The sequence below is a fragment of the Bradyrhizobium genomosp. I (2014) genome (assembly GCF_000261685.1).
Taxonomy (GTDB): Bacteria; Pseudomonadota; Alphaproteobacteria; order Rhizobiales; family Xanthobacteraceae; genus Bradyrhizobium.
In genome coordinates this window covers 11,550-30,076 of the sequence record NZ_AJQE01000339.1, presented here as the reverse complement: position 1 = coordinate 30,076, position 18,527 = coordinate 11,550, and the positions used below count along the sequence as shown (strand labels likewise).

The following is an 18,527-nucleotide window of genomic DNA, read 5'->3' as shown; positions in this document are numbered from 1 at the left end:
GGGACGCAGAGCGTGGATGCCCGGGACAAGCCCGGGCAGGACGAGTTTGTGGCAACACCTGCGATCATCATCGCATGAGCGAGACGCAGCTGACACCGATCGAGATCGGCCTCACCGCCGCAATCGTCGCGATCGAGAACCACGAGCCGCTGATCCTGACCGCACGCGGTGCTGACGGGCTTGCCGGCCTGCCGTTCGGCCCCTTCGATGCGGTGAGCCATCGTACCTTCGAGATCGGCCTGCGCGCCTGGGTCGAGCAACAGGCGGGCCTGCGGCTCGGCTATGTCGAGCAGCTCTACACCTTCGGCGATCGCGGGCGCCATGCCGAGGCCGGCGACACCGGCGCGCATATGGTCTCGATCGGCTATCTCGCACTGACGCGCCCTGTGGACGGCGAACTCGCAGCAAACGCGGCGAGCTTCGCGCCATGGTACCGCTTCTTTCCCTGGGAAGACTGGCGCGAGGAACCGCCGGCGATCATCGCCCGCGACATCATCCCCGCGCTGACGAAGTGGGCCGAGGAGGAGACGCCGGAGACGACGCGCGCGCTGCCGCGGAGGGATCGCGTGCGGTTCTATTTCGGTCTCGACGGCGCGCCCTGGGACGAGGAGCGCGTGCTCGACCGCTACGAGCTGCTGTACGAGGCCGGGCTGATCGAGGAGGCGCGCCGCGATGGCCGCCCTGCGGCATTAGCGCGCAAGATGCTTCCCCCGCTCGGGACCTCGATGCGGTTCGACCATCGCCGGATTCTCGCCACGGCCATCGCGCGGCTGCGTGCAAAGCTGAAGTATCGCCCTGTCGTCTTTGAACTTTTGCCAGCTGAATTCACACTTACCGAACTGCAGCATACGGTGGAGGCGATCTCCGGCCGACATCTGCACAAGCAGAATTTCCGCCGCCTGGTCGAAATGGAAGCGCTGGTCGAACCGACCGGGGTCATGTCGACACAGACGGGCGGGCGGCCGGCGGCGCTCTATCGCTTCCGCCGCGACGTGCTCCAGGAGCGGCCCGCGCCGGGCTTGCGCGTACGCTCCCGGCGCTAGACCATTTGCGTGATCGGCTCCTGCCTGCCGATCGCCTGGAGGCTTCATGTTCGACGGCCCGTTTGACGTCTTTGCGTTGATCATTGCGATCACCGCATTCCTGATCGCCATCAAGGCCTCCAGCCAGGCAGCCGAGCTGCGCCGGCGACTGAACGCGCTCGAAGAGATGCTCTACGCGCAACGGCCGATCCAGCCGCCGCCGCTGCCCGCACAAGTGCAGGCTGAAGCCCCCGCAACGGCTGCCAGCGAGCCGCCGCCGCTGGCGCCCGAGGCCGAAACGGCGCCGCCTCCGCTCGTCACCGAAGAGCTTTCGCCGCCCCCGCTTGCAACGAGCCCGCAGGCCGATGCCCCGCCGCCGCTGCCGGCGCCCGCACCCGATATTCGCGAACCTGGCTTCGAGGAACGGCTCGGTACGCGCTGGGTGGTGTGGATCGGCGGCCTTGCGCTGGCGCTCGGCGGCTTCTTCATGGTGCGCTATTCGATCGAGGCCGGCCTGCTCGGCCCGGGCGTGCGCGTATTCCTGGGCGGCCTATTCGCCGCTGCGCTGCTTGGCGCCGGCGAATGGACCCGGCGCAAGGAAAGCATCTCCAACATCGCGGCGCTGCCGATCGCCAACATCCCCGCGATCCTCACCGCGGCCGGAACGGCGGTGGCGTTCGCCACCATCTATGCCGCCTATGCGCTCTACGGCTTCCTGGTGCCCGCCACGGCCTTCGTGCTGCTCGGCATCGTGGCCATGTGCACGCTCGCGGCCGCGCTGCTGCACGGACCCGCGCTCGCCGGCCTCGGCGTGGTCGGCGCCTTCGTGACGCCGGTTCTCGTCTCCAGCGGCAAGCCGGACTATTGGGCGCTCTACGTCTATCTCGCCGTCGTCTCCGCCGCGAGCTTCGGCCTCGCCCGCATCCGGCTGTGGCGCTGGCTTGCGGTGACGACGATCGTCTTCGCCGTGCTCTGGCTCTTCCCGGGTCTGGACGCAGGCGATCTGCAGGTCGCGCCGCACGCCTTCCATGTCATCGCGGGCTTCGCGCTGGCCGCGCTCCTCGTCGTCTGCGGCTTCATGTTCGGACCTGCAATCGAGGACGGCGAGATCGAGCCGATCTCATCGGGCTCGCTCGGCGCCTATCTGTTCGGCGCGATGCTGATCGTGCTGTCGAGCACGCATGCGGATCTGGCGCTGATCGCGTTTACGCTGCTGGTCGGCGGCACGCTGCTCGTCGCCTGGCGCGCGCCGGCAGCCACCGGCGCGCTCGGTGCCGCTGCGGCGGCGGTTTTCATCGTGTTCGCCGAATGGGCGGTGCGCGCCAATCCGGACATGCTGGTGCTGCCGGGCGGCCCCATCGCCGGAATCGGTCCTGTCGCGACCGACAGCTCCGTGACGCTGCATCTGGTGACGGCCGCGATCTTCGCCGCCGGCTTCGGTATCGCGGGCTTCCTCGCGCAGGGCCGCTCGAATTCGGCGATCATTCCGGTGGTGTGGTCGGCGGCGGGCGTCGCCACGCCGATTGCGATCCTGGTCGCGCTCTACGCGCGTATCGCCCATCTCGACCGCTCGATCCCGTTTGCAATCCTCGCGGTGCTGCTCGCCGCGGCCTTCGGCGCTGCGACCGAAGCGCTCACGCGCCGCGAGCCGCGGCCGGGCATCGCGATCTCCACCGCCCTGTTCGCGACCGGCACGCTCGGCGCGCTGGCGCTGGCGCTCACCTTCGCACTGGAGAAGGGCTGGCTGACGATCGCGCTGGCGCTGATGTCGCTCGGCACCGCCTGGATCTCGATGCAGCGGCCGATTCCGTTCCTGCGCTGGCTCGCCGCGATCTTCGCCGGCCTCGTCACCGCGCGCATCGCCTATGACCCTCGCATCGTCGGCGATGCCGTCGGCACCACGCCGATCTTCAATTGGCTGCTCTGGGGCTACGGCCTGCCGGCGGCCTCATTCTGGGCCGCGAGCATCTTTCTGCGCCGCCGCACCGACGATGCGCCGCTGCGCACGGTCGAGACCGCCGCGATCCTGTTCACTGCCCTGCTCGCCTTCATGGAGATCCGGCACTTTGCGACCGGCGGCAGCATGACGGCGCCCCCCTCGCTGCTCGAATTCGCGCTGCAAGCATGTGTCGCGCTGGCGATGGCCATCGGGCTCGAGCGCTTGCGGCTGCGGAGCCGCAGCATCGTGCACAATGTCGGCGCGGTCGTGCTGACGACGATTGCCGGGCTCATCAGCGTGTTCGGTCTGCTGATCCTGGAGAATCCGCTGATGTGGCGCATCGACGTCGGCGGCGCCGTCTTCAATCTGCTGCTGCTGGGCTACGCGCTGCCGGCCGTGCTCATGCTGCTGCTGTCCTATGCGGTGGTCGGCGAGCGTGGCAAGGTCTACGCCAACACGATTGCGGGCGGCGCACTCGTGTTCGCGCTCGCTTATGTCACGCTGGAGGTCCGCCGCTTCTATCACGGGCCGATCCTGTCCACCGGACCGACCACGGGCGCCGAGCAATATACCTATTCGATCGGCTGGCTCGGCTTTGGCGTGGCGCTGCTCGGCATCGGCATCCTCGTCAACTCTGAACGGGCGCGGCTGGCGTCTGCCGCCGTCATCGCGCTGACGATCCTCAAGGCCTTCGTCATCGACATGTCGACGCTGACGGGCGTCTACCGCGCGCTCTCGTTCATGTGCCTCGGCGTCGTGCTGGTCGCGATCGGCTGGCTGTACCAGCGCATCCTGTTCCGGCGGCAGGTTACGCCGCCGCCGGCCGCGCCGCAGCCGGGCACGTGAAGGTCAGGCCGCGCGGACCGATTCCAGGAACTGCGCGACTTCGAGCTTCAGGCGGGTGCTGTCGGTCGCCAGCGATTTCGCCGCGGACAGCACTTCGCCCGAGGCCGAGCCGGTCTCGATCGCGCCGCGCTGCACGTCGGTGATGTTGGACGAGACCTGCTGGGTGCCGAGCGCGGCCTGATGAACGTTCCGCGAAATCTCCTGCGTGGCCGCGCCTTGTTCCTCGACGGCGGCGGCGATGGCCGAGGACACCTCCGACAGCCGCTCGATGGTGCCGCCGATCTCCTGGATGGCGCTGACGGATTCTTGCGTCGCGGCCTGGATGCCCGAAACCTGCGCGCCGATTTCACCGGTCGCTTTCGCGGTCTGCTCGGCGAGTGCCTTGACTTCGGCGGCGACGACGGCAAAGCCGCGGCCGGCCTCACCGGCGCGCGCCGCTTCGATGGTCGCATTCAGCGCGAGGAGGTTGGTCTGGCCCGCGATGGTGTTGATGAGTTCGACCACGTCGCCGATGCGGGAGGCCGCCTGCGACAGCGCGTTGACGCGCTCGTTGGTTCGCGTCGCCTGCTCGACGGCTTCAACAGCCATCCGCGCCGAATCCTGCACGCGTCGGCTGATCTCGGTGATCGAGGACGACAGTTCCTCGGAAGCGGACGCCACCGCCTGGACGTTGGTGGAAGCTTCCTCCGACGCAGCCGCGACGACCGTTGCAAGTTCCTGGCCGCGCTGCGCTGTGCCGCTCAGCGTGGCCGCCGAGGCCTCGAGTTCGGTCGAGGTCGATGACACGGTCTCGACGACCTCGCCGATCATCGCCTCGAAATTGCGGGTGATGGCATCGACGCGGCGACCGCGCTCGATCTTGGCCTCGGCGTCGCGCGCCGCCGCCTCGTCGGCGGCCTTCTTGGCGATCAGCGCCTCCTTGAAGATCTGGAGCGCATCCGCCATCGAGCCGATCTCGGTCCTCTCGCCACGATGCGGCACCTCGGCCGAGAGGTCGCCCTCGCCGAGCGACTGCATCGGACGGACGATCGAAGCAATGCCGCGCGAGACGTCGCGCACGAGATAATAGGCAGCGCCGATCGCAACCACGACGGAGGCCAGGATGATCCCGACCAGCGCGCGGAAGATGGTGGCGTAGCTGTCTGCCGCCTGCTTCGTCTCCAGCTCGGCGCCCTGGTTGTTCATCTCGATGCCCTTCAGGAGCAACGGATCGGCGGCCTGCGCCATCTTCGCGACCTTGGTCTGCAACATCTCGTTGGCATCGGTCGGGAAGCGGCCGACGCTCTTGCGCGACAGCGCCATCACCTCCTGCACGCCATTCAGATACTCGGCCCAAGCCCTGGTCCATTGCTCGTACAGCGAGCGCTCCTCGGCGGCCGTGATCAGCGGCTCGTAGACCTTGCGGGTCTTCTCGATACGCTCGCGCAATGAAGCCAGGCGCTTCTCGGCGGCGTCCTTGCCCTCGGCAGTATCCTGCATCAGGTGCAGACGCAGCGCGACGCGCAGCTCATTGATGTCGGCGCGCATCGAGCCGAGCGCACGTACGCTCGGCAGCCAGCTCTCCGCAATCTCGACGGTATGGGCGTTGATGTTCTGCATCGTGCCGATCGCCATCACGCCGACACCGGCGAGCGAAAGCACGAGGACCGACAGCACCGTCAGCAGCTTGAAGACGATCGACAACTTCGACATCACACAAATCCCGATGATGCCAGCAACGCGCAAATCGCCTGCGCCGCAGTCGTCGCGGCGGACGAAAGGGCGGAAGTCAGTTCAACGATGCTGGCTGATTTTTATCCCGTAAGATTGCGCCCATAATTCCAAACAGGCGTTAACAGGAACCTACGTAGAACTACGCGAAGGATCCCGCGTCCGTTATCTTCTCTGCAACCATCTGTTGCAGTCGCATGAACATCCACTGCTGCGATGCGAACGCAGCTTGCGTTCGGCGAGCGTCAGGCCGCGCACACGGTTGCCATGAACTTGCCGACCTCCAGCTTCAGCCGGTTGCCGTCGCCGGACAGCGATTGCGCCGCCGCCGGCACCTTCAAGGACGCCGGGCCGGTCTCGCTCGCGCCGTGCTGCACATCGGTGATGTTGGACGACGACAGCTCTTCAGTCGCCGACGCCGCCGGCGAGCTTGTCCATGGCCATGGTGAGGGCGCGGATCGGCCGCGCGATGGTCAGGAACGACATCAGCCAGGAGCCGACGAGGACGAGCACCGCGAACACGCCGACGGATCATTCCGACGTGCTCGCTCGAGGCCATCTCCCGCACCGAGGCGGCGATACGACATCGTTGCCCCTTGCGTGGGACCGCCCCCGGGCCGCACGCAAACTGAGGCGCGAACAGCCACCAAGGCATGAAGACCGCCGTCCGTATGATTGCGGCGCGGCGGCTTCGTGTTCGATGGATGTCTTCGACGACAAAGCGCGCGGACCATCCCGCGCAGGCCAGCTCACTGGGTCGACCGGCGCAGCTCCAGCGGGCCTTCGTTCTTCGCCGGCTCGGACTTGGCTTCGGACTTGGCTTCGGCCTTCACCGGCTCGAGCCGGCTGCTCTCGACACGCGGCGTCTCGACGCGCGCGGCGACTTCGGTGTTCGAGGCACCGACCGAACCGGTGCGCTCCGAGGTCCGCAGCGAGCGCGGCCGCGCCGCAGCCCGCGCCATCAGCATCTGGTTGCCGCCTTGGTGATGAAAGTCGCAATAGGCGAAGCCCATGCCCGACACCGAGCCGCGGAAGCTGCGATCGTCGGTCTTTTCCAGGTTGAAACAGGGCTCGAACGGGATGCCCTTGATCGAGGCGCAGACGTTCTGGCCGCGGATCTGGAGCGTATTGCCGGGCAGGCGGAGGTGACGGACCGGGCCTGCGCCCGAGAACTGCACTGCACCGGCGGCGCCGAGATCGTCGAGAATGCGGCCCGCACCGCGGGTGCCGTCGAAGCAGGTGAAGGCGAACACTTTGCCGGCCACGAAGCGGCGCGCCTCATCGGCGTTCATGCTTCCAGCAATGGCCGGCGCAAATGTTGCTGCCGCCGTGACAGCCCCCAACACAATACGCGCAAGCATGCTCAACTCCGAACTCAACCCCCGCAGCGGGCGACGCCCTGTCTCTTTACCCGCTGCTTACCATACGAACCAAGGCAACATTGGAGCAGCTTGGTTGGTAAAGTCTAAACGCCGCTAGACAATTTTAACCACGATGCGGCCCCGGACTTGGCCAGCAAGGATCTTCGTGCCCCACTCCGAAACCTCATCGAGCGAAATTTCCTTAGTGATTTCAGATAGTTTTTCCCGATCCAGATCGGACGCGAGGCGTTGCCAGGCCGCCCTCCTCGGCTCGATCGGGCACATCACGGAATCGATGCCGAGAAGGCACACTCCGCGCAAAATAAACGGCGCGACCGAGGACGGCAGGTCCATACCGGCGGCCAGGCCGCAAGCCGCAATCGCCCCGCCATATCTGGTCATCGAGAGCAGGTTGGCGAGGGTGGTCGAGCCGACGCTGTCGACGCCGCCCGCCCAGCGCTCCTTGGCGAGGGGTTTTGCCGGTGCCGACAATTCGTTGCGGTCGATGACTTCGGTCGCGCCCAGGTGCTTCAGATAGTCGGCCTCCGAGGCCCGGCCGGTCGAAGCGATGACGTGATAGCCGAGCTTCGAGAGCACGGCGATCGCGACCGAGCCGACGCCGCCGGCGGCTCCCGTCACCACCACCGGCCCGCTCTTCGGCAAGATGCCGTGCTTCTCGAGCGCCAGCACCGCGAGCATCGCAGTGAAGCCGGCGGTACCGATCGCCATGGCATCGCGCGCCGACAGGCCTTGCGGCAAGGCGACCAGCCAGTCGCCCTTCACCCGCGCCTTCTCGGCATAGGCGCCGAGATGGGTCTCGCCCATGCCCCAACCGGTGCAGACCACCTTGTCGCCAGCCTTCCACTGTGGATGCGAGGACTGCTCGACGGTGCCGGCGAAGTCGATGCCGGCGATCATCGGGAAGCGGCGCACCACCGGCGCCTTGCCGGTGAGCGCGAGGCCGTCCTTGTAGTTCAGCGTCGACCATTCCACGCGGACGGTGACATCGCCCTCCATCAGCTCGGCTTCGTCGAACTGCGCGAGCTGCGCGGTGGTGCCCTTGTCCGCCTTGTCGATCCTGATCGCCTTGAATGTGGCCACGACTGCACTCCCTGACTCGTTTCAGGGATTGTTTAGCCGATCAGGCAGGTTGCGCAACCGCCCGCTGAACCGGTTTCTCCACAATCGGAAGATTGATCAGTGCGGAAAGCACGCCGAACAGGATCGAGAGCCACCAGATCGGCGTATAGGAACCGAAGCGCTCGAATACGACGCCCCCTAACCAGACGCCGAGGAAGCCGCCGACCTGATGGCTGACGAAGGCAAAGCCGTAGAGCGTCGCGAGCCAGCGCGTGCCGAACATCAGCGCCACGAGCGCCGAGGTCGGCGGCACCGTCGACAGCCAGGTCAGGCCGGAAATCGCGCCGAACGCGATCGCCGAGAACGGCGTGATCGGGAACGAGATGAAGGCGAGCGTCGCGAGCGCGCGGCTGAAATAGATGGTCGAGAGGATGTAGCGCTTGGGCAGATAGTTCTGGAGATAACCGACGCTCAGCGATCCCATGATGTTGAACAGGCCGATCGCCGCGATCACCCAGCCGCCAGTCTGGGTCGAGATGCCGCGATCAACCAGGAATGCCGGCAGATGCACGGTGATGAAGGCGAGCTGGAAGCCGCAGGTGAAGAAGCCAAGCACCAAGAGCACGTAGGAGCGATGACCGAAGGCTTCCGCCAGCGCCCGGGTGAAGGTCTGCTCATCCGCAGGCGCCGTGTTGGCCGTGCTTGCGACCGGCGGCGTCGAGAGCGCCAGCGACAGCGGAATGATCAGCAGCATGAGGAAGCCGAACACGGTGAGCGCCTGCTGCCAGCCGAAATTATCGATCAACGCGACGCCAATCGGTGCGAACAGGAACTGCCCGAACGACCCCGCCGCCGTGCCGGCACCGAGCGCAAGGCCGCGCTTCTCGGCCGGCAGGAGCTTGCTGAACGCCGACAGCACCAGGTTGAACGAGCAGCCCGCGAGACCAAAGCCGACCATCACGCCAGCACCGATATTCAGTGAGAGCGGCGTCGAGGAGTAGCGCATCAGGAGCAGGCCGCCGGCATAGAGCAGCGCCCCGACGCACATCACCCGGAACAGGCCGAAGCGATCGGCGACGGCGCCGGCGAACGGCTGGCCCAGCCCCCACAACAGATTCTGGACGGCAATCGCGAGGCCAAACACGTCGCGGCCCCAACTGAATTCGTGACTCATCGGCTGCACGAAAAACCCGAGCGCCGAACGCGGACCGAAGCCGAGCATGCCGATCGCACAACCGCAGAGAATGATGATGGCCGGAGTGCGCCAGTTGGAGGAACGGGAGGCCGGAGCGAGCTCGCCGATCTGTGTCGACATGGTCTTCCTTGTCTGTCGTTGGCGGATCCGCAAATCAGCAGCCGCGGGAGAGCCCGTTTAATGCATCTGCATGCAAATCCCAAGTCAAAAAGGATACCTAGTCAGAGACGGTTGCATTCCACGAGGAGCTGCCGCGGGAGCATTGCGTTTCAATGCGGCCTCGCTCGACGCATCAGCCGCAAATTGACGGGAATGTGTGCGGCAGGACCTAGCCACACGCAGCGGAGCGTGTTATCTTTGATTTACTCGGATTGAGTATATCTGGTAGCGAGAACATTCGACCGGCCTCTCGGCCGGATTTCTCGGATCCCTAATATTCTCAAATTGAGCATAACTAATGTGCATGGGAGGCTTCGATGCCGATCGCTGGAATTTATGGCCCCGACGACTTTACCAACCGGCCGCAGGGCCAACTCATCACCTCCCCGCGCGCCGCACCGGTCTCCACGGGACCGAGATTGCCAGTGCCGGCACTGGAATGGACGCCGGAGATCGAACGTGCCACCGCGCCACTCTACGACCGCGTCAAACACGTGATCCCGCCGATCGAATGGCCGCTGATGGCGCCGGCCATCCACGCGATCAACCAGCTGAAGCGCGCGCGGGGCGCGGTGATCCTTGCCCACAACTACCAGGCCCCGGAGATCTTTCACTGTGTGGCCGATATCGGCGGCGACTCGCTCCAGCTCGCGGTCGAAGCCACCAAGGTGAAGGCAGACATCATCGTTCAGTGCGGCGTGCACTTCATGGCGGAAACCTCGAAGCTGCTCAATCCGGACAAGACCGTCTTGATCCCGGACTCGCGCGCGGGCTGCTCGCTTGCCGCCAGCATCACCGGCGCGGACGTACGGCTGCTCCGCGCAAAATTTCCCGGTTTGCCCGTCGTTGCCTATGTCAACACCTCGGCAGAGGTGAAGGCGGAGGTCGATATCTGCTGCACGTCTTCGAACGCCGTGCAGGTGGTGGAGAGTCTGGGCGCTCGAAGCGTGATCTTCCTGCCCGACCGATACCTCGCCACTTACGTGGCTTCGAAGACCGACGTTGAGATCATCGCCTGGAAAGGCGCCTGCGAGGTGCATGAGCGCTTCACGGGCGCGGAGCTGCGGAGCTTTCGCGAAGCCGATCCGTCCGTCCAGATCATCGCGCATCCGGAGTGCCCGCCGGACGTGCTGGCCGAAGCCGACTTCACGGGTTCGACCGCACACATGATCAACTGGGTGCGCGCGAAGCGGCCGCGGCGGCTCGTCATGATCACGGAATGCTCGATGGCCGACAACGTGCGGGCCGAGCTTCCCGATGTCGAGATGCTGCGGCCCTGCAATCTCTGCCCGCACATGAAGCGCATTACGCTCGCCAACATTCTTGAGAGCCTGCTGACGCTTCGCGAGGAGGTGACGATCGATCCCGCGCTTGCGGACCGTGCGCGGCGTTCAGTCGAGCGCATGATCAACCTGAAAAACTAGCAACACACACAGCTGTCGTCCCGGACAAGCGGGAGCCGGAGCGCAGATCCGGCAACCATAACCACAGGCGGACGTGGCCGCGAAGAACGGCGTTGCAGAGCTTCTCAGGACAATTTCCGCCGTGGGGTATGGGTCCCTGCTCCCCGTGCGCAATTGCGCATCAGGCAGGGACGACAGCGGAATGAATGGATAATGGATAAAGCCATGACGAACACCATCCACAACCTCACCCGCTCGACCGACAACGTCGTCATCGTCGGCGGCGGCCTTGCCGGACTGTTCTGCGCGCTGAAGCTCGCGCCGCGGCCGGTGACCTTGATCTCGGCCGCGCCGCTCGGACAAGGCGCATCGTCCGCATGGGCGCAAGGCGGCATCGCCGCGGCGGTGGCCGAAGGCGACACACCGGAGGCACACGCCGCCGATACCATCGCGGTTGGCGGCGGCCTTGTCGATGAAGCCGTCGCACTCGGGATTGCGCGCGAGGCGGCGCCGCGCATCCATGACCTTCTCGCCTATGGCGTGCCGTTCGATCGCGATCTCGAAGGCGGGCTTGCCGTCGGGCAGGAAGCTGCACATTCCGCCCGCCGCATCGTGCATGTGCGCGGCGATGGTGCTGGCGCCGCGATCATCGCCGCCTTGAGCGATGCCGTACGTCGCACGCCCTCGATCCGCCTGATGGAAGGCTTCGTCGCCGAGGCACTGTTGACCGAGGACGGCGCGGTCACCGGCCTTCAACTGCGCGAGGCCGGCAATCGCGCTGCACGACCGGTCGTGCTCGCCTCACGCGCGATCGTGCTTGCGACCGGCGGGCTCGGCCATCTCTATGACGTCACCACCAATCCGGTTGAGGCCAGCGGCTCCGGCCTTGCGATCGCGGCCCGCGCCGGCGCCGTGATCGCCGACCCTGAATTCGTGCAGTTCCACCCCACCGCCATCATGGTCGGCCGCGATCCGGCGCCGCTCGCCACCGAAGCCTTGCGTGGCGAAGGCGCGACGCTGATCAACGGCCAGGGCGAGCGATTCATGAGGGCGCGCCACCCGCTCGCCGAGCTTGCACCTCGCGACATCGTGGCCCGCGGCGTGTTCACCGAGATTGCGGCAGGGCGCGGCGCCTTCCTCGATGCGCGGCAGGCGCCGGGCGCGCGCTTTGCCGAAAAATTTCCGACCGTGCATGCGAGCTGCATCGCCGCCGGCGTCGATCCCGCGACGCAAGCCATCCCGATCGCGCCCGCCGCGCACTACCACATGGGCGGCATCGCTGTGGACGCGCGCGGCCGAAGCTCGATCGACGGGCTCTGGGCCGGCGGCGAAGTGTCCTCGACCGGCGCGCATGGCGCCAACCGGCTCGCCTCGAATTCGCTGCTGGAGGCCGTGGTCTATGCCGCGCGCATCGCTGACGACATCGCCGGCCGGATGATCCCCGCGCCCGCGCACCTGCCCGATGCGCTGGTAACGCCGCGGGACGGCGCGCCGGATGCCGCGGCCATGAAACGGTTGCGGACGATGATGAGCGCGCATGTCGGCGTCATCCGCGAGGGCGACGGGCTCGCAGAAGCCGTGCGCCACTTTGCCATGCTCGAACGCGAGGCCGGAAACATCCTCCTCCGCAACATGGCAACGTCAGCCCTGTTCGTCGCCGCTGCGGCCTGGACGCGGCGCGAAAGCCGCGGCGCGCATTTCCGTTCCGATCATCCGGCTGACGTTCCCGGGCCGGCTCGGAGAACGATGACGACGCTCGTCGCGATGCGCGAGGTCGCGGAGAGCCTGAACGAGCGTCCGCTGCCGCGCATTGCGCAATCCATGATCGCCTGAAGGAAACCCCCATGATCACTCCAACCTCACTGCTCCATCCCGACGCCTTTCTGTCCCCGCTCGCGATCAACGCGGTCGTCCAGCGCGCGCTCGACGAGGACCTCGGCCGCGCCGGCGACATCACCTCGCTTGCGACGATCCCGGAAGCGACGAGAGCGCAAGCGATCCTCGTCGCGCGCCAGCCCGGCGTGATTGCCGGATTGCCGCTGGCGCTCGCAACCTTGCAGAAGCTGTCGCCCGACGTCGAGGTGCGCGCGCATGTCCGCGATGCCACGCGGGTTGCTCGCGGCCAGCATGTGCTGGCGATCTCTGGCCCCGCGCGCGCCATTCTCACGGCCGAGCGAACCGCGCTGAATTTCGTCGGCCGCCTGTCGGGCGTTGCGACGCTCACGGCGGACTATGTCGCGCGCACGGAGGGCACCAGGATGCGCATCTGCTGCACGCGAAAAACCACGCCGGGATTGCGCGCGCTGGAGAAATACGCGGTACGTTGCGGCGGCGGCTTCAACCATCGCTTCGGCCTCGACGATGCCATCCTGATCAAGGACAACCACATCGCGGTCGCCGGCGGCGTCCGCCCGGCGCTGGAGCGCGCGCGTGTCCACGCGGGCCATCTCATCAAGATCGAGATCGAGGTGGATACGCTGGCGCAGCTGCGCGAAGTGCTCGACGCCGGGCTTGCCGATGCCGTGCTGCTCGACAACATGGACGTCGCAATGCTGCGCGAGGCTGTCAGGATCAACGAGGGCCGTCTCAAGCTGGAGGCGTCAGGCGGCGTCACACTGGACTCGATCGCCGCGATCGCGGCGACCGGCGTCGACTACGCCTCGGCGGGCGCGCTGACGCATTCGGCGCCGAACTTCGACTGCGCGCTGGATATCGAGGCGTGATTTCTTCACCTCTTCCCGCTTGCGGGGAGAGGCGAAGGAACATTACCTGCGCTCGCTCACACCCATTTCGGCGGAGCTCTTGGCTTCCTGTGCGAGTTCGGCCGACAGCGCGGCAGTCTGGGCAGGAGTGCCCCAACTCGGTTCCTCGCTGCCGTCGCCCCAGTTGCGCGGCCGATAGAAGGTGTGCACGCCGGTCCTGTACATCTTCTTCATCTCGGCGACCCAGGACGGGCGGACCCAATAGGCATGGTAGTGCGTGGACTTGCCGACCTCGGGCAGCCAGATCTGGCCGTCGAGCATCGCCTTGGAGATCTTCTTGGCGCGCTCCCACATGTCGGGCTCGCGGATGACGTCCGGATTGTTGTCGCAGGCGAAGGTGAACTGGCAGGCGAAATGGCGGTACTTGTTCTGGTAGACCACGCCGCACACGGTCTCGGGGTATTTGCCGGAAAACACGCGGTTCATCACCACCTGCGCCACTGCGATCTGGCCGCGCACGGCCTCGCCGCGGGATTCGAAGTAGACGGCTTCGGCGAGGCACTTCTCGGACTTCGCGCGCGCCTTGTCGTCGAGCGCGAGCCGCTCCGCCGGCGATCTGGCGCGCTGGTTGTCGGCGTTGACCTCGCCCTTCGGCGCAACGCTCTCGCCGCTCTCGACGTCCTTGGCGACGTCCGCCGTCGGCGGGGTCAGCGAGGCCGTCACCTTCATGTCGGGGTCGGGCATTACGATCAGAGGCTCGGCGCCGGGCTGCCAGCTCTCGATAGTCTCGAGATTGCCTCCGAGTGAGGAGCTGCCGAAGAACAGGCTCGAGGTTTTGACGCTGAAGGGATCGCGCGCCGGTGTCGGCGCGGCGGGGGCCCGCTTCAACGCCTCCAGCGGTGTGGCCGCGAGCGCGCGCGCAGCGTCGCTGGCCTGCGGCGGATTGGAATATTGCGGCAGCGGCGGCGCGCGCAGCGCTTCCTGGAGCTCGGGATCGAGTGCGGCCGCGGATTCCGGCGACATTGGCGGCGGCAGGGCGGCGGTCTTGGCGCCGAACACCGAGCTGTTCGACGTCGCGGGATCTTCCGGCGCGGGCGGTGCTGCCGGCGCGGCCGTATCGGAAGGCGACGCCGGGGTCACGATCGCGAGGCGATCACCCTTCATGGAACGGTCGACCTTGGGAAAGTCGGACGCCTGGTAGCGCGGCGCAGCTTGCAGCACCGGATTACGGCTGATCGCGCCGGTGACGTCGCGGCCGTCGAGGCTCGCGAGCCGAACCATCGCGCTCTGCGGAACGGAGGTGCCAATGGGCCGCGAAAAGCTGTAGGTCGCAAGCTGGATCGATGACGCCGCGGAGAACACCTGCTTCTGCCAACGCTCGGCGACGCCGGGTTGGCGCGCCAGCAACGAGGCAATGTCCTGATAGCCGGTCTCTCTCGGCATCAATGCGAAGATGCAGAGACCGATGCCGAAGGACGCGAACCGCGCGCCCTTCGGATGGTTACGCAACACTGACATCGATACGCTCACGCTACGCTTACGCTCGTCCGATCGAACTCAGTACATCCGTGCAATTCGATCTTTATCGTAAGTATCCAATTTAGGTTGCCGGGGCGTTAATCCGCGTTGCGGATACGGCACACTCAAGCGAACACAGGTGTTTTCACGGGACGATGGTACGTGGTGGTAAACGCGTCCTCACACCACGCGGTAAACAACCGGTCAACGCGAATGGTGAAGGAACTCTTGCCGGCGCGTATCGCGACGGGATGCGGGGAGTTCCTGGTGTCGCGCGAAGTCCATCCACATCAACGGTGTCATGCCACGCGAAGGCGGGGCATCCGGTATGCCGCGGCTTCTCGATTCAATCATTGCCGTCTCGGCGTACTGGATCGCCCGCCTTCGCGGGCGATGACAGCGACTATGTGGCGCGCACTGTTGCCACTCCGTCATTTGCGAGCGCAGCGAAGCAATCCAGAGTCTCTCCGCGGGAGCAGTCTGGATTGCTTCGTCGCAAGAGCTCCTCGCAATGACGAGGAGAGAATGTCGACCAAAACGAAAAGAGGCGGAGCTTTCGCTCCGCCTCTTCACTCCAGCATTTAGTTCTGCCTACGCCCGTCAGCCCTGCTTACGCCTGGCTTGCGATCGCCTTGCCGAGCGCGGCTTGCGCCGCTGCAAGCCGGGCGATCGGCACGCGGTACGGCGAGCAGGAGACGTAGTTGAGGCCGATGTGGTGGCAGAAGGCGACGGAGGCGGGATCGCCGCCGTGCTCGCCGCAGATGCCGACCTTGAGCGAGGCGCGCGTCTTGCGGCCGCGCGCGACGCCGATCTTGACGAGTTCGCCGACGCCTTCCTGATCCAGAGAGATGAAGGGATCGACCGAAAGGATGCCCTTCGCGACGTAGGGACCCAGGAAGCTCGCCGCGTCGTCGCGGCTGATGCCGTAGGTCGTCTGGGTGAGGTCGTTGGTGCCGAACGAGAAGAACTCGGCCGACTGTGCGATCTCGGCGGCGAGCAGACAGGCGCGCGGCAGCTCGATCATGGTACCGACCTGATAGGCCAGCTTGGTGTTGGTGTCGCGCATCACCGCCTGTGCCGTGGCATCGATCCGCGCTTTGACGAGGTCGAGTTCGGCCTTGGTCGCGATCAGCGGCACCATCACCTCGAGGCCGACGGCCTTGCCGGTGCGCTTCTGCGCCTCGACTGCCGCCTCGAAGATCGCACGGGCCTGCATCTCTGCGATCTCCGGATAGGCGATCGCGATGCGGCAGCCGCGGAAGCCGAGCATCGGGTTGAACTCCGAGAGCTCGCGCGCGCGGTCGGCCAGACGCCGCGGATCGGTATTCATGGCGCGCGCCACTTCCTCGACCTCGGCATGGGTGTGCGGCAGGAACTCGTGGAGTGGAGGATCCAAGAGTCGGATCGTGACGGGCAGGCCCTTCATGATCTCGAACAACTCGACGAAGTCGGCGCGCTGCATCGGAAGGAGTTTTGCGAGCGCGGCGCGGCGCGACTGCTCGTCCTCGGAGAGGATCATCTCGCGTACCGTGCGGATGCGCGTCTCCTCGAAGAACATGTGCTCGGTGCGGCACAGGCCGATGCCTTCCGCGCCGAACTTGATCGCGGTGCGCGCGTCGTCGGGCGTGTCGGCATTGACGCGCACGCCGATCTTGCGGACCTGGTCGGCCCAGTTCATCAGCGTGCCGAACTCGCCGGAGAGCTCCGGCTCGATCATCGGCATGCGGCCGGCGAGCACCTGGCCGAGCGAACCGTCGATGGTGATGACGTCGCCGGTCTTGAAGGTGCGCGAGCCGATGCTCATGGTGCCGCGGCCGTAATCGACGCGGATGGTGCCGCAGCCGGAGACGCAGGGCTTGCCCATGCCGCGCGCGACCACCGCCGCGTGTGAGGTCATGCCGCCGCGGGTGGTCAGGATGCCTTCGGCGGCGTGCATGCCGTGGATGTCTTCCGGGCTGGTCTCGATGCGGACCAGGATGACCTTGTGCCCGTCGGCCTGGAGCTTGGCCGCTTCATCCGAGGAGAACACGATCTCGCCGGAGGCCGCACCCGGGGATGCCGGCAGTCCGGTCGCGATCACGTCGCGCTTGGCATTGGGATCGATGGTCGGATGCAAGAGCTGATCGAGCGAAGCCGGATCGATGCGCGTCACCGCTTCCTTCTTCGAGATCAGGCCTTCATTGGCGAGCTCGACGGCGATGCGCAGCGCCGCTTTCGCGGTGCGCTTGCCGCCGCGGGTCTGGAGCATCCAGAGCTTGCCCTGCTCGACCGTGAACTCCATGTCCTGCATGTCGCGGTAGTGCTTCTCGAGCAGCGTGTAGATCCGCGTCAGCTCCTTGAAGGCCTCCGGCATCGCCGATTCCATCGAGGCCTTGTCGGAGCCCGACTCTTTCCGCGCCTCCTCCGTGATGTCCTGCGGCGTGCGGATGCCCGCCACCACGTCCTCGCCCTGCGCGTTGATCAGGAACTCGCCGTAGAGCTTGCTCTCGCCGGTCGACGGGTTGCGGGTGAAGGCAACGCCGGTGGCCGAGGTCTCGCCCATGTTGCCGAACACCATGGCCTGGACGTTGACAGCAGTGCCCCAGGATTCTGGAATGTCGTGCAGCTTGCGGTAGGTCACCGCGCGCGCATTCATCCAGGAGGAAAACACCGCGCCGATCGCGCCCCAGAGCTGGTCATGCGGATCCTGCGGGAAGTCCTTGCCGGTCTCGCGCGCGACCGCGTCCTTGTACTTGCCGACCAGTTCGACCCAGTCGTCCGCGGACAGATCGGTGTCGAGCGTGTAGCCCTGGCTATCCTTGAAGGTGTCGAGGATTTCCTCGAAGTGATGATGCTCGAAGCCGAGCACCACGTCCGAATACATGGTGATGAAGCGGCGATAACTGTCATAGGCGAAGCGGCGGTCGCCCGACAATTCGGCCAGCGCTTCGACGGTCTGGTCGTTGAGACCGAGATTGAGCACGGTGTCCATCATGCCAGGCATCGAGGCGCGCGCGCCGGAGCGCACGGAGACGAGCAGCGGGTTCTTGGCATCGCCGAAGACCTTGCCGGTCAACTTGCCGACATAGTCCAGCGCCTTCTCAACCTGCGACTGCAATTCCTTCGGGTAGGCCTTGTCATGCGCGTAGAAATAGGTGCAGACCGAAGTCGGGATAGTGAAGCCGGGAGGCACCGGCAGACCGAGATTTGCCATCTCGGCGAGGTTTGCGCCCTTGCCGCCGAGCAGGTCGCGCATCTCCGAGCGGCCCTCGGCCTTGCCGTCGCCGAATGTGAACACCCACTTGCCGGCCTTGACCGCTGCCGGCGCCGCCTTGGCGGGCGCGGCCTTCTTCGGTGCCGGCTTCGCGGCGACCTTCATGGCCTTTGCCGCCGGCTTGGCAGCGGATTTGGCGACCGGCTTCGGCGCGCTCTTGGCCAGCGCCTTGCGGGCCGGCGGCGCGGCTTTCGCGACGGCGGAGGACTTTGATTTCGCTGGCATTTTCTTGGGCTTCGAGGCGGCTTTGGCCATAGCTTGCACACAACCTGCGAGAGGAATGGGAAATCGCGGGCCTTACACCATTTTGGGCGGGCCCGCGCAAGTCGGACGGTTCCG

At 66.2% G+C, this 18,527-nt stretch carries 11 protein-coding genes and 1 pseudogene; 5 read left to right on the top strand and 7 right to left on the bottom strand.

Annotated elements, in window-relative coordinates:
- Positions 1-74 precede the first annotated feature (74 nt).
- Together IC50_RS30320 and IC50_RS30315 are read left to right on the top strand one after the other, a co-directional pair.
- A complete protein-coding gene (locus IC50_RS30320) occupies positions 75-1,043 on the top strand; it encodes an NUDIX hydrolase (protein WP_035713612.1) in 969 nt (322 codons plus the stop codon).
- Between the two features lie 46 nt (positions 1,044-1,089).
- A complete protein-coding gene (locus tag IC50_RS30315) occupies positions 1,090-3,807 on the top strand; it encodes a DUF2339 domain-containing protein (protein WP_035713608.1) in 2,718 nt (905 codons plus the stop codon).
- A 3-nt stretch (positions 3,808-3,810) separates the two neighbouring features.
- Here IC50_RS30315 and IC50_RS30310 read toward each other — a convergent pair whose 3' ends face one another.
- The 5 genes and pseudogenes from IC50_RS30310 to IC50_RS30295 form a co-directional block, all read right to left on the bottom strand.
- Positions 3,811-5,499 (bottom strand): methyl-accepting chemotaxis protein, encoded by a 1,689-nt coding sequence (locus tag IC50_RS30310; RefSeq protein ID WP_035713605.1) that lies wholly within the window; start codon positions 5,497-5,499, stop codon positions 3,811-3,813.
- A gap of 263 nt (positions 5,500-5,762) precedes the next feature.
- Positions 5,763-5,939 (bottom strand): annotated as a pseudogene (locus IC50_RS43385) (methyl-accepting chemotaxis protein); the annotation flags it as partial.
- 327 nt (positions 5,940-6,266) lie between these two features.
- Positions 6,267-6,878 carry a hypothetical protein gene (locus IC50_RS30305; RefSeq protein ID WP_035713601.1) on the bottom strand — a complete coding sequence of 204 codons (612 nt, stop codon included), beginning with the start codon at positions 6,876-6,878 and terminating at the stop codon, positions 6,267-6,269.
- Between the two features lie 114 nt (positions 6,879-6,992).
- Positions 6,993-7,979: an acrylyl-CoA reductase (NADPH) gene (gene acuI, locus IC50_RS30300; RefSeq protein ID WP_035713597.1), complete on the bottom strand. Its 987-nt coding sequence runs from the start codon at positions 7,977-7,979 to the stop codon at positions 6,993-6,995.
- A 40-nt stretch (positions 7,980-8,019) separates the two neighbouring features.
- Positions 8,020-9,273 (bottom strand): MFS transporter, encoded by a 1,254-nt coding sequence (locus tag IC50_RS30295; protein ID WP_035713594.1) that lies wholly within the window; start codon positions 9,271-9,273, stop codon positions 8,020-8,022.
- Positions 9,274-9,629: 356 nt separating this feature from the next.
- Here IC50_RS30295 and nadA point away from each other — a divergent pair, with 356 nt between their 5' ends.
- The 3 genes from nadA to nadC all read left to right on the top strand — a co-directional run bounded on the left by nadA (position 9,630) and on the right by nadC (position 13,438).
- Positions 9,630-10,736 carry a quinolinate synthase NadA gene (gene nadA, locus IC50_RS30290; protein WP_035713591.1) on the top strand — a complete coding sequence of 369 codons (1,107 nt, stop codon included), beginning with the start codon at positions 9,630-9,632 and terminating at the stop codon, positions 10,734-10,736.
- Between the two features lie 204 nt (positions 10,737-10,940).
- The gene (locus IC50_RS30285; protein WP_035713588.1) at positions 10,941-12,548 is read left to right on the top strand and encodes an L-aspartate oxidase; all 1,608 of its coding nucleotides are present in this window, start codon (positions 10,941-10,943) and stop codon (positions 12,546-12,548) included.
- Between the two features lie 11 nt (positions 12,549-12,559).
- On the top strand, positions 12,560-13,438 hold the full coding sequence (gene nadC / locus IC50_RS30280; RefSeq protein WP_035713584.1) for a carboxylating nicotinate-nucleotide diphosphorylase: 879 nt from the start codon (positions 12,560-12,562) through the stop codon (positions 13,436-13,438).
- A gap of 42 nt (positions 13,439-13,480) precedes the next feature.
- Here the strand turns inward: nadC and IC50_RS30275 are convergent, their stop codons facing one another.
- Positions 13,481-14,935: a cell wall hydrolase gene (locus IC50_RS30275; RefSeq protein WP_035713581.1), complete on the bottom strand. Its 1,455-nt coding sequence runs from the start codon at positions 14,933-14,935 to the stop codon at positions 13,481-13,483.
- Positions 14,936-15,545: 610 nt separating this feature from the next.
- Complete coding sequence (gene ppdK / locus IC50_RS30270; protein WP_035713579.1) at positions 15,546-18,443, bottom strand: pyruvate, phosphate dikinase; 2,898 nt, start codon at positions 18,441-18,443, stop codon at positions 15,546-15,548.
- Positions 18,444-18,527: the final 84 nt, after the last annotated feature.

Excerpts from the sequence above, each read along its gene's own strand:
- nadC (WP_035713584.1), top strand. The coding sequence starts at position 12,560 with ATGATCACTCCAACCTCACTGCTCCATCCCGACGCCTTTCTGTCCCCG.
- IC50_RS30320 (WP_035713612.1), top strand. The coding sequence starts at position 75 with ATGAGCGAGACGCAGCTGACACCGATCGAGATCGGCCTCACCGCCGCA.
- IC50_RS30305 (WP_035713601.1), bottom strand. The coding sequence starts at position 6,878 with ATGCTTGCGCGTATTGTGTTGGGGGCTGTCACGGCGGCAGCAACATTT.
- IC50_RS30315 (WP_035713608.1), top strand. The coding sequence starts at position 1,090 with ATGTTCGACGGCCCGTTTGACGTCTTTGCGTTGATCATTGCGATCACC.
- ppdK (WP_035713579.1), bottom strand. The coding sequence starts at position 18,443 with ATGGCCAAAGCCGCCTCGAAGCCCAAGAAAATGCCAGCGAAATCAAAG.
- IC50_RS30295 (WP_035713594.1), bottom strand. The coding sequence starts at position 9,273 with ATGTCGACACAGATCGGCGAGCTCGCTCCGGCCTCCCGTTCCTCCAAC.
- IC50_RS30275 (WP_035713581.1), bottom strand. The coding sequence starts at position 14,935 with ATGTCAGTGTTGCGTAACCATCCGAAGGGCGCGCGGTTCGCGTCCTTC.
- nadA (WP_035713591.1), top strand. The coding sequence starts at position 9,630 with ATGCCGATCGCTGGAATTTATGGCCCCGACGACTTTACCAACCGGCCG.
- IC50_RS30310 (WP_035713605.1), bottom strand. The coding sequence starts at position 5,499 with ATGTCGAAGTTGTCGATCGTCTTCAAGCTGCTGACGGTGCTGTCGGTC.
- IC50_RS30285 (WP_035713588.1), top strand. The coding sequence starts at position 10,941 with ATGACGAACACCATCCACAACCTCACCCGCTCGACCGACAACGTCGTC.